The following is a 13,666-nucleotide window of genomic DNA, read 5'->3' on the forward strand; positions in this document are numbered from 1 at the left end:
TCATATATTGTTGTTCCTTTAGGAATCCTTATTGCATAAGTTGATTCTGATGGCGAAGTACCTGTTAATACTCCTGTTTTAGGGTCTATCCATTGGGTTTTAACAGCTGAATCTATTCGGACTTTAACTGCTGATTCTGCTACTTCTCCCCTTGTAACAGAGCCTATATTACTTTTTCTTAGTAGTAGACTTTAGTGTTTTCAATGTATACCACTATTTTATCACTATAAAAAACAATGAACTAACCTACTTATTTTTCAGTTAGTTCATTTTGCCTATTTTATAGACTTTATATTACATACTCATATCCTTCAACTAATTTTTCAACGATATCTTTATTAAAATCATCAAGATCATTATAACAATTTAATTCCTCTTTCTTAAATCCTAATTTTAAGAGGGTTGCAATAGCTAAATGTCCAATTGTATATACGCCCATTAAAACATATGAACTTTTTCTGTACTCACTTACCTCAATTAATCTACTTATTATTTTTTCTGTTTTATATTGAAGTTTAACTATTTCTTTCGTAGTATTACTAAGTATAAAAATATTATTTATTTCTAGAAATTCCTGTAGTTCTTCATTTACATAATTTCCTTGCTGAATTTTCTTTATTACTTGATTAATACTCATTAGCTTCCTCCCTCCTTGAATATATTAAGTATATATTCTCATTCTTTCCTATAGTTCTCCCATAATTGTGCTGATACATCTTTTAATCCTAGTTCATCTGCAATTTTAATTTCTTTCATATATGCACGTAATTCCCTTATAACTCTAGGATTTTGTTCATACAATTGCCTAATCTCTGGCAATCCACTAGCTACATCATCTAAATTATTAGTTTCAGAACAAATCTCAAAAAGTAATCAGAACACAGCCATTTCAAAACTGTTTTATGGCTGTGTTTTTAATATTTATGAAGCATAAATTATTTTATTTGGATATAAGTCATGCGGATTATTCTTGTTATGTCTTAGTATCTTGGATACAGCTGTTAGATAGTAAAATTCTAGAACAGATATTTCTGTATCTATTTTTTTATATTCACCTGTTAATTTATTAAATTCAACTTTTCCTAAATTTTCTTCATCAGGTCCAAATCCATAAATTGCCGTGTTCTTATCTTCACTAATTTTTATGATCAAAACATAAGTTGCCATATTTTCACTCCAATTGTTTAAAAATATTTTCAGCTTATTAAACATTGATTTTCATTTTAAATTTATATACTACTATTCATCATTTGCTATCTACTATTTTTACAGTTAACTAAAATCACGTATGAGTTACTTTATATTGTTTCTATATGCCTATTTCTCTTATATATTTGAAACTCATAACAGTTCTAAAAATCCGATTTTAAACTCAAAATATAATCTATTCTACTCTTTGTAGAATAACTTGTTTCAACAACATTATAATTTTTTTCTTTTAAAAGTTTTTTACAAATTATAATATCCTCTTTCAATTGTTCAACATCATTTTGATTAATGTCTTCATTAAACTCGTTTATCTCAAGATATTCATTTAGCTTTTCAAATATAAAATCAGCAATTTCTTCTGTTTTAAAGCTTTCTATAGCTATCCAAGTATAGTAACAAGTTTTACTAAATAAGCTATAATTCAAACTTCTCCAATCTTCTTCTAATATTCTCGCAGCGGCTTGCGAAGAGTTATAGCCGTCTTCTTCCATATATTCTTCAAATCCAAATATTACTGAATCTTTAATATCCTCATAGCTTACATTCTTCATTTTATACTTCCTTTCATAAATTATTTATTTCATGCTTTTAACATAAATATTTATATGTTAGGATGATTTCTTCTAAATTCAAGTATTAAATTAGAACAACTTTGACAACAAGGTAACTCTGGATATAAATCTATTATTCCAGAAATATTATGGTCTTTTATCTGTGAAACAATATCCTCAAGTATTTTTGGTTCAGTATCATGATACCTTAATTTTTCATCAACATAAAAGGTAAATAAACGTTCATTTTCTGGTTTTAGATATGAAAGATCACTGGTATTACTACCTTTACTTTTAACTAAATTTATTTTGCTATGTACAGTAAATTCTTTTTTACACCATTAATAAACGTGCTAGCATGTTACTTGATATACTCAATAAAACAAATACTGAAAAACCAGCAAAGGAGAATGAATCAATTTTACAGGCTAAGATTTTCATTGAAAATTTACTGCACAAAGAGAAAGAGCTGATTGAAAATTGCATTGACTCCTTCACAAGCCTACTTGCTTTAGAAGAATTTTTTCGTATCAGCATGGATTCGTGGATGGAGTGAAGCTTTTGAAATTTATTTACAGCCTCTGAATTATCATTAAACTAGACAAACAATAAAAAAATCTCCAAACTCAGTTATTAAGCATCTGTTTGGAAGTTCTTTTAATTATTAATATTATTCCTGTTTATTACAATTTTAAAAGAATAAATTATTGAAAAATTTAATGCAATATTATATACTTATAATTTAATCTTATGAAATATTGTTTGATAAGATCATATTAACTCTTGCCTTGTAAATCTCATCTTTGATAATTTCAAATTTTTTTCCCTCAAGAATTATTTTTATCTCATTTACCATATTGTTATATTCCTCAGCAAAATTAGGTTCAAGATCTTCAGGAAAGTTATCCAAAATTACTAAGACTCTTTCATAAAGATAGTCTGGTAAAATCAAGTATTTCATGCCTATCCTAGATAAAGCTATTATAACTACATTATACATAACTTTATTCTTTTTCATCATAAGTATACAATCTTCCAGTGCTGCTGCCAATGATTGCCCAATACTATATCCCTCATCATCTTTATATTCATAAAATGAATCTTCTGCTAAATGCATTGCCTCTTTATAATCTATATTCTTCATTCTTTGTTCCTCCATTATTTCCCCGTGAAAATGCTTAATTTTATATTAGGAAACTTTCTCCTAAATTCAAATATCATATTCGTGCAACTTTGACATGCTGGTAATTCTGCATATAAATTTATTTTACCAGATATGTTAGAATCTTTTATTTGAGAAACAATATCCTCAAGAATTTTTGTCTTGGTATCATTGAATCTTGGAAATTTATCTTCCACATAAAAGGTAAATAAACGTTCATTTTCTTGTTTTAAATATGAAAAATCACTAATATTACTACCTTTACTTTCAACTAAATTTATTTTGCTATATGCAATAAATTCTTTTTTACACTGTTAATGAACGTATTATCATGTTACTTGATACACTGAATAAAGCAAATGCTGGGAAATCATCAAGAGAGAATGAACGAATTTTGCAGGCTGATATTTTCATTGAAAATTTGCCGCGCAAAGAGAAAGAGCTGATTGAAAATTACATTGCCTCCTTAACAAGCCTACTTGCTTTAGAAGAATTTTTTCTATATCAGCATGGATTCATGGACGGAGTGAAGCTTTTGAAATTTATTTGCAAATTGTAAGATACCGCCAAATAAAGCATCAATTAATACGCCTCCAAACTGATTAATTTAGTTTAATATCAATCTGGAGGCTGTGTTCCTACAAATTTGTAAAATTTATTTAATCTCTAAATTATCTGCATTCTCATTCATTTTACATATATCAAATATTGTATCCTAAGTAATTCGCTATTTGATAATCACTATATGATAATATAATGTTTGAAACCTCCAATAATTCTTTGATGTATATATCAAGCAAATACAAACTGTAAATAGAATTTAATCGAGTATTACTAAAAAAAAGAGCTTCATCAGGAAAACCTTTTTTACTCGTTGCTATTATCTCATTCTTTGCTCCAATAAAAGATTCAAACCAACCATTGGTCGTTTTATAAAAACAAATGGAGTGTTCTTTCAATTGCTCCTTCTCACATACGTAATCTTCAGAAATAAATAATTCTGACATTTTTATTTTTAATGATTCTAAATTATTTATCTGACATCCTGAATTTCTGCTTTGAATAATATATTTATCAAAAAAGTATCTTCTTATAACATGTAAAAATAGATGATCTATGGCATCACTTTTATTTTCAAACTTCTTTAATATTTCTATATCTGGTACATTTCTTCGTTCCAACCGGATAAAGCAAAAAGCCCATTCATTATTTATTATATTAATGCTATAATGATTTTCTAATGGCACAGATAAATCTTCTCTGTCGTCATAATAAATTTTATCGTCATAATCAACTAAAGTTAAGTGTTTTTCTGATAACAATTTCTTTGCTAATTCTAAATCCATAGTTTAATTTACATCCTTTCTAGTGAGATATTATTCGTATATACCCTTCATCAATCAATGTCTGAACTGTTGCTTTAACAGAGTTTCCTAAAGAATCAATTATTTCGATATCAGAATAATACTGTATTCCTTTTCCAACTTTCCCAAACCAAGGAGCTATTTCACCTGATTTAACTTCAAAAGGCTTTAATACTTCATATTGTGTATATGGCTGTGTTTCCATAAAAGGAGGTAATGCTCTACTTTCAAAGCTTGATCCACCCGGTGAAAAATATTGCCCTGTTCCATTACTGCCATAACGATCAATAACTTGCCCTAGTGTTAACGTTTTTGTTTTGTAAATACCATTAGTGAAACCACCTATATTGGGATCACCATACATACCTGGATATATAGCATCACCTGTTATCTGATCAAAGTATTTAGGATTATCATAAACATCTTTATATTTCAAATATAAATCATCTGAAGGCGGATATTTCCAGCCATTAATCTTAGCCTTATTCGCTTCACTAATAACCTTCCCCGGACCCTCAGCACCACTCTTAACATTATTCTTATATGCATCTTTGATGAGTGGAGGAATTCCTAAAATTGCTGTTACTGCAATGTACATAAATGCTGATGATACTACTCCATTCCAAAACTCTCCTAATCCTTGTTTTATGCTAGGTGTACGTCCATCCATACGCTCTCTTAAATCATAGTACGTATACCTATATACTCCACCTGTGCACGATATTTTAAGCAAAGTTCCTACTTGCTGTGAAGCTGTAGGTATTTCACCTAAAAGCCCTGTTGCTGCAGCTGGCATCATAGCTGGTGAAAGCAAGGCTCCACATAAAGCACCTGCAAAAGCATCTTTGGCTGCCTTGCCTGTATATTCATCCATATCACTAACTTCATCATTTGTTATATCTGATACTGCTTTGCCTGCGACTCCCATTGCTCCCACTGTCATTCCACCAACAAAGGTTGCTTTTGCTACTGCTGCTGCAGTAATACCTACAGATGCCAGTGCTCCTGCCACCGCCGGTATTGCAGTACCAGCGGTAAGTACTACTGCTGCAGTAACTGTTGCAACCACTACAACTACTGCCAAACCTGCAAGAACATTTTTAGCTAGTTTTCCCCAACTAAACTTTTTCTTTTCTTCTTTCTTTTCTTCCTGTTTCTTCTCCTCTTTTTTCTGTGGTTCTTCTTCTGGCTTTTGAGCTGCCTTTGGTTCATCTTTAAATTGAGGATATGTTTATTTATGTATAAGCTGTAAAAAACAGCCAATAGCTCACTACGTTCTCCTAACGCCGCTATTGGCTGCTTTTATTGGACATGTTGCTTTGTCTGTGCCCAAGAAACTCGCAGAATAGGTAACTTTTTATTTCTTTTCGGACTTAAATAGTTTAGCCGTTACTTATTGAGTGTACTCAACTCATTTTTAAGGATAGTTACCCTTTTAATCTAGCAAAACAGATACGTAATAATATTATTCATTTTCTTGCAAATATTTTTCTAAAATTTTTCTTGTATAACTCCCATTTTTGGGTAATAAACCAAATGTTTTGTATGCCCAAATAACTTCTCTTTGAACTTGACCTCCGTCATTTTCATTCATAATATCATAATAGAACTCTACATTAAATTTTCCATCAGCGTTAATAGAGAAACTCATTTGCTCCCATAAAGGCTGACTATTTTTTTCAAAACAAGAATACAAATCTAATAATAGTATATTTAATTCTGAAGACAACTCATTATATATAGTTTGAGATACTCCATAATTTTCTGAAATATTATGTGATTTAACTATGTTTCCATCTTTTAATTCCTTAAAATAGAAAACAGATGACATACTCATTTTCCCTTTTTCTATTTCTCCTAAATAATATATTTGGCTCCATTGTACTGGAATCATAGATATAATATGTTTTCCAATCTTCATATATAATTCATCTAATTCTATTTCCATTGCTATCATCCTTTCTATGGATTCATTATAATTTGAATAAATTTTTCACCATCAATCCAATAGTCTACATTAAAACTATGAGGTCTAGCTACATTTCCAGAGTAATTAGGGGTAATGTCCACCTTAACTTTACTACCTTCATTCAGTGCATTTGCCCAGTTTTGCTCCATTTTATACCATTCCCCACCAGACCTATTAATTCCGCTGTTTTGAGGAACTAAATTTTCTATTTGACCTGAACCATTAAATTGTTTTCCAATTAAATGGCCTCCATCGTCTGTAGGTAGTCTGTCAGCACCTCCAACAGTTCTTTGAGCATATGGATTTCTTATACCTTCTCCCAATTGTAAATCACCTTGGGCATTTGCAATTCTACCACTGCTATCAGTGGCATACTTGTATCCATTACTATCAATGTATTCTACATAAGGTTTCAATACCTTTTTCCTACCTACCTTATCATAATGTTCACCATATTCTACTATGTTTCTATCAGTAGTTCCACTAACTTCCTTAGCATCACTAGCATCAATATTTTCATTAGAAGAACTATTACTATCTCCACTACTTCCACTATTAGAAGCTTCCTTATAAAATACAAGACCAGATGCCGCTATAGACGTTACTCCATCTAGACATAATTAATACCAGTTTACAGTTTTACAGTCAGAAAAGAGAAAGACGGTCATCAAAACGATAACCGCCTATCCTATTGTAGCATGATTATTAAATACGAGAAGTAAGACCGTCAATATTCCAATTGCTTCTAACAATATTAAGACTGTTACTGTTACCATCTAAAGTAGGTATAACACTTATAGAATATATGCTACTTTCAATTTTTTTGAAATGTCTTGGTGAGTATTGATTTTCTGCCTCATTATCACAAAATGCATAGTCATACGCTGAATAACTATAAAATCCTGTAATAAAATCTACAATTTTTTCTGTCACGCTATTTATTTCACTTGCCAAGTTTGTCTTTATTAGCTCTTCTTCATCTATATCTAACAAAAATCCAAAGTAGCCTTCATCTTCTTCTTTCTCAATACGAATAGTAGTTGTAAGGTTTTTATGCCCAAACAAACTACTGTTGACTTCCACTTGTCCATAGTAGTTTTCTGCTAATGTAGTATAAATACTATCTACTTTTAAGTTAATTAATGAGTCATATTCAAGCCATTCTTCACCATCAATATCTTTACTTACTTTCATTTTTTTTAAGCTTCCATCAGTAGTAACAAAATATTTAACTAACCTTTTTATCTCATTTTCTATTGCTTGTATAGAAAACTCTCCATAAACAAATCCTATTGATATAGAACTTCCCATTATTGTCATCACCTCTACTTAATTTTTATTCCGTTTCCTAGATGGAAATCTATCTGGTTACTATTAAACTTCCATCCACCAATATAGTTACCTGACAGATCAGTATATGCCCCTACACTAGTATTCTTATTTATATAAACATATACATCATCACCCCTATAGGTTGATTTATACACGTCAGTAGCTGTTTCTATATGATTTTGAATAGCTTTTTGATACACTTCACCTGTAGCCTTATTCCAGTTGCCTGTTACGTCAAAATCACCAGCATGTTTAAACTCATGTTGTAGTTTCTTCGTAGTAAATGTAGCATCCGGTAGTTCTGCAGTTTCACCCACTCCCTTAGCATCACTAGCATCAATATTTTCATTAGAAGAACTATTACTATCTCCACCACTTCCACTATTAGAAGTCATATTATAAAATGCAAGGCCAGATACTGCTATAGAGGATATTTCACCTACGCTGACTATAGAGGTTGCTCCCTCTAAACATAATACATTAAAGCTAATGCCAGTTTCATTAATAGATACTAACCTGTTAAAATAATATTTGCAACATCTACCACTATTTTATCACTAAAAAAGTAATGAACTAGCTTGCTTATTTTTCAGCTAGTTCATTCAATAATTCTCACACTTTAGCATTAATGTTATTCCATTGCTTATTGCTATTATTAATTACAGGACTTTAATATTTTACATCATCATTATGTAGTTAGTTAATTAATTTTTAAGTTTTCCTTACCACGAACGATCTAAAATTTCAATTGGTATAGCCATTGATGGGATACCAATACTTGAAATCTCTTCTGAAAAATTATAAATAAAACTATTTGAGTAACTTGATATTTCATCGAAGAAGCTAATTAAATATCCACTTCTAGTCTTTCTAAAATCTGCTATTCCCAATTCTTTTAAAACTATTGCTGTTTTTCTACCATTTTGGCCAAATACAAACAACTCATTTATATAATTATTATACTCCATATTATTAGGTTTTAAAGTTAAATATAACTGGTTAAGTTTATATTGAAAATTATCTAATTGAGTTATTAAACTAAATTTACTTTTTTCAATAATCATACTATCTATATTAATTTTACCATTAAAATTATACAGTTTATTTTTTATATCATCATATGTTTTTAGCTTATTTTCTACTATCTTAGCACATTTACTTATTTCGAGTATGATAGGATCCATAATATAATCCTCAATCTCTATATTTTTACAAATATTCTCAAATAATACTTCAATATTTATTTCATTATCATTCTCTTGTATGAACATCCTTATCTCAAATTTATGTTCAGAATATATGGCTTTAAAAATTAATAACTTAAAATTTAGTGAGCTCGTAGAATTACTTTCCTTTATACATTTTAAATATTGATTATCACACTTATTAACCTCATTGACTAATGTTATTTTCTCAAAATTTATTTGTTTCATTTTATCCTCCGATTACTGTAGAATATTTTTATTACTTTAAAATACTAGTATGAACTAGATATGTAGCAATAATATCTAAAATAGTGTATTTTCAGCATTCCTGTATAAATACATTTCATTCTAAACCATTTAATGATTATCTTTTAGGATTGCTTACACCCTTGGGACATAGTCTATCTTATTATTTTTATAGGCAGACTTTAGTATTTTCAATGCCTACTATTATTTTAGCACTATAAAAAAATGAACTAGCTTACTTATTTTTCAGCTAGTTCATTTTTTCTTTCTTATTGCATTATTACAATTATGCAGTATATTTGTTCTTTTAAAATGTTATGGTTTATATATAATATCTATTAGAAAGATTACTGTATTTGGTTTCAGTGTTATTTTGCAGTAAATAAAAACAACTTAGTTCATATATCCCAAAATAAAATTATCTAAAAATCACAATAACTATTATTGAAAACTTGAATTTATATACCTAGTATAACTCCAGTTGTTTTTTCTGCCTTTCTGCAATTTGCCTAAACGGTTCGAATAAATTACGAATTTGTTTGACAAATAAACTATTTGCTATTAAGTTCCCATTTGAATCTATTTCCTTCAGAATACTATAAAATCCTCATTCTCATTTATTGATGATGTTGTTGATATATCATCTTCGTCACTTAATTTAGAAAATAAATCGCGTAGACTTAGTCTATTCTCTTTATATTGCATATAATAATAACCAACTATTGCATCACTGGATGAGGATTTATTTTCTTCATAATAGCATTCTTCTAGCTTTTTATCACTTACTGCCATACTTAACCCTTCTATATCTTTAGCTAACGAAACTTTATACACCCAATCTTCAACCTCATTTTTATTTAATATTTGTCTATCAGCCCAGCCTTGCCAATCTGATTTAGAATAGTATCCGCTTACAGAAGCTATATATATATAGTGCCCTATAGTCATTTAATCACCTCCTTGGAGTCTCTGACTGCAATCCTGGGGTAGGTTTTCTATGTTGAGCAGAATTTGTAACTGGGCTTGCATGATAATGAGGATTTGTATGTGTTGGAATATCTGGCCTACCATGGTCTGTAAAATCATTATTACCTATTCTCCGCCCATACTGCTACAATCTAGCATTTCCAATATTTATAACAGAACAAACAAAAAACTAGCCTACTTTATTTTTCAGCTAGTTCCTCTGTCTTAATCTCACTGCATTATTAATATTATGCAGTTAAACTTATTAATAAACTTGTTATTATACATACAATCTTCAACTAGCTATTTTTATGCTGCATAATCTGTACTAATTATGCATTTAGTTTCTATTATAAATTTGTATTGTATATTTTAATTAATGTACAGTGTAGCTCTACCCATTCATTTAATATATCTTGCTCAATTCCTTCTATATCAATTAGTACAACACTATCATAAATCTTTAGTGTTGCTAAGTTATCCTCACTATTATAATCTAACTTAGCGACTATTTTAATTTCCTCATCATTCTGAATTATTACACTAGACTTTTCACATGAAAGTACTATATTTGTATCCCATATAAAATCATCCTCTATATCCATTTCTACATCATAGTTCTCATTTTCTTCTGGCTCATCACCATTCCACTCAGCAATAAATTCGTTATTTTCTACTTGAACCAGTACCTTATATCCACCTAATAATTTTTCTAATACATTTGATACTTTAACATTCATTGTTTATCACTCCTAATTTTTATATGGCACTCTAACAACTGTATTGTCAACATTCATAACATTATTTATTGGGTCATAAGTCCATATTTCTTCATGATAGTGGAACTTACTTGGTTTTGAGTTCATTTCATGTGAACCGAATCTTACACTTCTTTTCCCATCAGTTGAGAATATTCTATCAGAGTCTTTTAGTCCTGTTCTAGGATGAATATCAGTATACTCCCATAATCCTAAAAATTCATCCCATTTATCAACTGCATCAATAACCTTTACTGGTTTATTTGCATATACTTCTTTATGATATCCTCTTCCATGAATATTATCAGCTTTTCCTACTCCCTTGGGGCAGAGTCTGTCTTATTATCTTTTAGTGGTAGAGTTGAGAATTTTCAACATCTACCAATATTTTATCACTATAAAAATTAATGAACTAGCTTACTTATTTTCAGCTAGTTCATTCATCCCTTTTTTAAAAATATCATTAATATTATACAGTCTCGTTGATTTACCTCTTTTAATAATTTTCAATAATTTATTTCTATTTTTTATAGTTAGTACTATCCTTTTTTGAATCTAGTTTAATATAGATATATAAATCTTATTAGATAAATTTAAATAAATCTTAGTTTTATCAGCAATTTTAATTGCATCCCATTCAACATTGTCATCTAAATATATCTTCACATTAGTCATACTATTACTTTCTTTGCACGTAAACATTAGATTCCTTTTATGCAGTACCTCACTCCAATTAAAAAGTTGATATATTTGTTTATTTATATCTTCATCTTCTATATCTGTACATATAAACTTACTTCTTATTGTATTTACATAATCATATATACTATCTACATTATCTCTGATATTACTTGTAATATACCAAGTTAACATTAATTCTTCATTTGTTACTTTCTTTATTTTTTCAATATCATTCTCAAAACTATAGCTCATAGCCTCCCATAATTTTTTAAATTCATCTAGTGAAAATATAATTGGTATATACTTATACTTATCTTTAAAGCAATACTTTATATTAGGGACACACAATATATTCTCCCCTAAACGTCTAGCTATTACATTGCTTTGATTTGATTTATCATCATAATTCAACCTTAATTCTATATCTGAATCTAAATCTTCAGATGTTACTAAATTGTCTACATATCCATTATAAATCATAATATCATCATATTTTATATTGATTTTTTCATCATATATATCACCACTTAAAACTATCTCCATTTAAATAATCCTCCAATTAATCGATTAAATCATAACCTGGTAATCCCCAACGTTTTGAAAATCTTGCCCAGTCATTCTGTGGAGTAAATAACTTGTGCTTAACAACATTATCTTGTATTGTCATATGATATACTCCTTCTTTTCCATTAACAATTCCTTTCTTTAAAAATTCTACCCTTCCATCAGCTCTTATAACATATGGTTCATTTAAAATTATGCTTTTATCAAGGCTATTTGGAATATTATGATATGGTCCTACATCCTCTGACATTCTCCTTAATGTTCGTTCATCATATACTAGACTCTTTTTGCCACTTCTTATATCGTCAATATTAGAATATATCTTATTAAGTTCGCTAAATTCAGCTTTACTAGATCCCTTAGCAACCTTACTACTAGGAGGGATATCATCTATTTTATTAGCACCCTTGGCAACCTTACTACTACGAGGAATGTCATCTAGCATACTAGTTTTCCCTTTACTAAGCGTAGCTTTTCGTACTCCTAAAATAGTGGATGCTACTCCAAAACTATTTAGCCAATGTTCTTTCGAGAAAGGATCTTCTGGATTAACTGCTCCTTTTACCATATCTGCAGCACCAAAGCTAAGCCAATTAGTGAAATCATATACTGAATTAAATGCTTTCTCTGATCTTTCTGCATTTGATTGTAATGTTGCTTTTATAGCGCCAGGAATTCCAATCATTGCCCAATTTACAAAATCGTATGGTGAATCTAAGGCTTTCTCCCCTCTATTTTCAAATCCTCTCCAAATATCACAACCTATTTCTTTTAGTGAATTCAACGATTTGATAATTGGTGAGGGATTAGCCCCACTTAATGCACCTTTAAATGCATTCATTATACGAGCACCAATATCATTTTCTCCTCCACCTGCTGAACTTGAGCTTGTAGGCGATGTACTAGCGGCTGCACATATCATTCCTACACATGCTACAGCAACTGCGCATGCAATTCCTGCTCCTACTCCAAATGTTGCTACTGATGCTACCACTGCTACTGCGGCTACTGCTGCAAGGGCTAGTTTTCCCCAACTAAATCCTTTTTTTTCTTGTTTTTTCTCTTCTTTCTTCTCTTGTTTTTCTTCTGGCTTTTGGGCTGCCTTTGGTTCATCATTAAATGGAGGATATGTTTCTCTATCTGTTGCATCTTCTATTGTGGTATCTGCTGCAAAATGAATTTCATTTTCTATTGAAAAACCACTTTGTATGCCTGCTTTTGCTACAATTATTTGGCTTTCTGCTTTTATGTTTATATTTTGTGGTGTTTTTATAATTATTTCACCATCTGCATTTAAACTTAGTTTTTTAGGGCTTTTAAGCGTTACTCCAGTATTGTCATCAAAACTTATATTAAGCGGCTCTTTTGAGCCACCGTTTATATTTAATGCACCTGAAGTCATTTCTATTTCGCTGCCATGTTCTGTTCCAAAATATCTTTTAGTTGTGTCTGATGTTTTAGCACAGCTGCCTCCATTTTTTCTTACACAACCTGTTACAATTGGAGCTTCACTGCTTTCATTTGGAAAATAAAGTGCTGCACTTGTTCCAACGACAGGCATTGAATACATTGTATTACCTGTAGGCGGCGCATATGAAAACCAGGCGGCTTCTTTACTTTGACCTTTGTCTATATCGAGATTAAGTTTTACTTTTTCAC

The 13,666-nt window shown here is 30.0% G+C and carries 17 protein-coding genes and 2 pseudogenes; 1 reads left to right on the top strand and 18 read right to left on the bottom strand.

The genetic code is table 11. The annotated features are described in order from the left end of the window. Window positions 1-289 precede the first annotated feature (289 nt). The 7 genes and pseudogenes from B3603_RS07300 to B3603_RS07325 all read right to left on the bottom strand — a co-directional run bounded on the left by B3603_RS07300 (window position 290) and on the right by B3603_RS07325 (window position 3,218). Window positions 290-637: a hypothetical protein gene (locus B3603_RS07300; protein WP_291562611.1), complete on the bottom strand. Its 348-nt coding sequence runs from the start codon at window positions 635-637 to the stop codon at window positions 290-292. A 38-nt stretch (window positions 638-675) separates the two neighbouring features. Next, window positions 676-819: a hypothetical protein gene (locus B3603_RS07305; protein ID WP_291562613.1), complete on the bottom strand. Its 144-nt coding sequence runs from the start codon at window positions 817-819 to the stop codon at window positions 676-678. Window positions 820-921: 102 nt separating this feature from the next. After that, window positions 922-1,167, bottom strand: a complete 246-nt coding sequence (locus tag B3603_RS07310) for a hypothetical protein (RefSeq protein ID WP_291562615.1) — start codon at window positions 1,165-1,167, stop codon at window positions 922-924. Window positions 1,168-1,352: 185 nt separating this feature from the next. Continuing rightward, window positions 1,353-1,760 carry a hypothetical protein gene (locus B3603_RS07315; RefSeq protein ID WP_291562618.1) on the bottom strand — a complete coding sequence of 136 codons (408 nt, stop codon included), beginning with the start codon at window positions 1,758-1,760 and terminating at the stop codon, window positions 1,353-1,355. 50 nt (window positions 1,761-1,810) lie between these two features. Next, window positions 1,811-2,080 (bottom strand): annotated as a pseudogene (locus B3603_RS23205) (deaminase domain-containing protein); the annotation flags it as partial. Window positions 2,081-2,508: 428 nt separating this feature from the next. Next, complete coding sequence (locus tag B3603_RS07320) at window positions 2,509-2,904, bottom strand: hypothetical protein (RefSeq protein ID WP_291562621.1); 396 nt, start codon at window positions 2,902-2,904, stop codon at window positions 2,509-2,511. A gap of 14 nt (window positions 2,905-2,918) precedes the next feature. Continuing rightward, window positions 2,919-3,218 carry a deaminase domain-containing protein gene (locus tag B3603_RS07325; RefSeq protein WP_291562654.1) on the bottom strand — a complete coding sequence of 100 codons (300 nt, stop codon included), beginning with the start codon at window positions 3,216-3,218 and terminating at the stop codon, window positions 2,919-2,921. A gap of 35 nt (window positions 3,219-3,253) precedes the next feature. On the opposite strand from B3603_RS07325, the gene B3603_RS07330 reads away from it, so the two are divergent. Further along, on the top strand, window positions 3,254-3,481 hold the full coding sequence (locus B3603_RS07330; protein WP_291562623.1) for a hypothetical protein: 228 nt from the start codon (window positions 3,254-3,256) through the stop codon (window positions 3,479-3,481). Between the two features lie 142 nt (window positions 3,482-3,623). Here B3603_RS07330 and B3603_RS07335 read toward each other — a convergent pair whose 3' ends face one another. From B3603_RS07335 to B3603_RS07385, 11 genes and pseudogenes are all read right to left on the bottom strand, one after another. Further along, complete coding sequence (locus B3603_RS07335) at window positions 3,624-4,268, bottom strand: hypothetical protein (protein WP_291562625.1); 645 nt, start codon at window positions 4,266-4,268, stop codon at window positions 3,624-3,626. 19 nt (window positions 4,269-4,287) lie between these two features. Continuing rightward, window positions 4,288-5,370 (bottom strand): TNT domain-containing protein, encoded by a 1,083-nt coding sequence (locus tag B3603_RS07340; RefSeq protein WP_291562628.1) that lies wholly within the window; start codon window positions 5,368-5,370, stop codon window positions 4,288-4,290. Window positions 5,371-5,751: 381 nt separating this feature from the next. After that, a complete protein-coding gene (locus B3603_RS07345; protein ID WP_291562631.1) occupies window positions 5,752-6,234 on the bottom strand; it encodes an immunity protein YezG family protein in 483 nt (160 codons plus the stop codon). 14 nt (window positions 6,235-6,248) lie between these two features. Further along, complete coding sequence (locus B3603_RS07350) at window positions 6,249-6,671, bottom strand: DNA/RNA non-specific endonuclease (protein WP_291562633.1); 423 nt, start codon at window positions 6,669-6,671, stop codon at window positions 6,249-6,251. Between the two features lie 289 nt (window positions 6,672-6,960). Further along, window positions 6,961-7,566, bottom strand: coding sequence for an Imm64 family immunity protein (locus B3603_RS07355; RefSeq protein WP_291562636.1), 606 nt, complete (start codon window positions 7,564-7,566; stop codon window positions 6,961-6,963). Window positions 7,567-7,580: 14 nt separating this feature from the next. After that, window positions 7,581-7,982 (bottom strand): colicin D domain-containing protein, encoded by a 402-nt coding sequence (locus tag B3603_RS07360; RefSeq protein WP_243153242.1) that lies wholly within the window; start codon window positions 7,980-7,982, stop codon window positions 7,581-7,583. Between the two features lie 327 nt (window positions 7,983-8,309). After that, window positions 8,310-9,020: a hypothetical protein gene (locus B3603_RS07365; protein ID WP_291562643.1), complete on the bottom strand. Its 711-nt coding sequence runs from the start codon at window positions 9,018-9,020 to the stop codon at window positions 8,310-8,312. Between the two features lie 606 nt (window positions 9,021-9,626). Next, complete coding sequence (locus B3603_RS07370) at window positions 9,627-9,986, bottom strand: hypothetical protein (RefSeq protein ID WP_291562646.1); 360 nt, start codon at window positions 9,984-9,986, stop codon at window positions 9,627-9,629. Between the two features lie 368 nt (window positions 9,987-10,354). Next, window positions 10,355-10,744 (bottom strand): hypothetical protein, encoded by a 390-nt coding sequence (locus tag B3603_RS07375; RefSeq protein WP_291562649.1) that lies wholly within the window; start codon window positions 10,742-10,744, stop codon window positions 10,355-10,357. 573 nt (window positions 10,745-11,317) lie between these two features. Continuing rightward, a complete protein-coding gene (locus B3603_RS07380) occupies window positions 11,318-11,986 on the bottom strand; it encodes a hypothetical protein (RefSeq protein WP_291562651.1) in 669 nt (222 codons plus the stop codon). Between the two features lie 16 nt (window positions 11,987-12,002). Continuing rightward, window positions 12,003-13,666, bottom strand: a pseudogene (locus tag B3603_RS07385) (hypothetical protein); the annotation flags it as partial.

Origin of the sequence: Clostridium sp. UBA2485, assembly GCF_002341865.1 — a bacterium.
Classification (GTDB): domain Bacteria; phylum Bacillota; class Clostridia; order Clostridiales; family Clostridiaceae; genus Clostridium_J.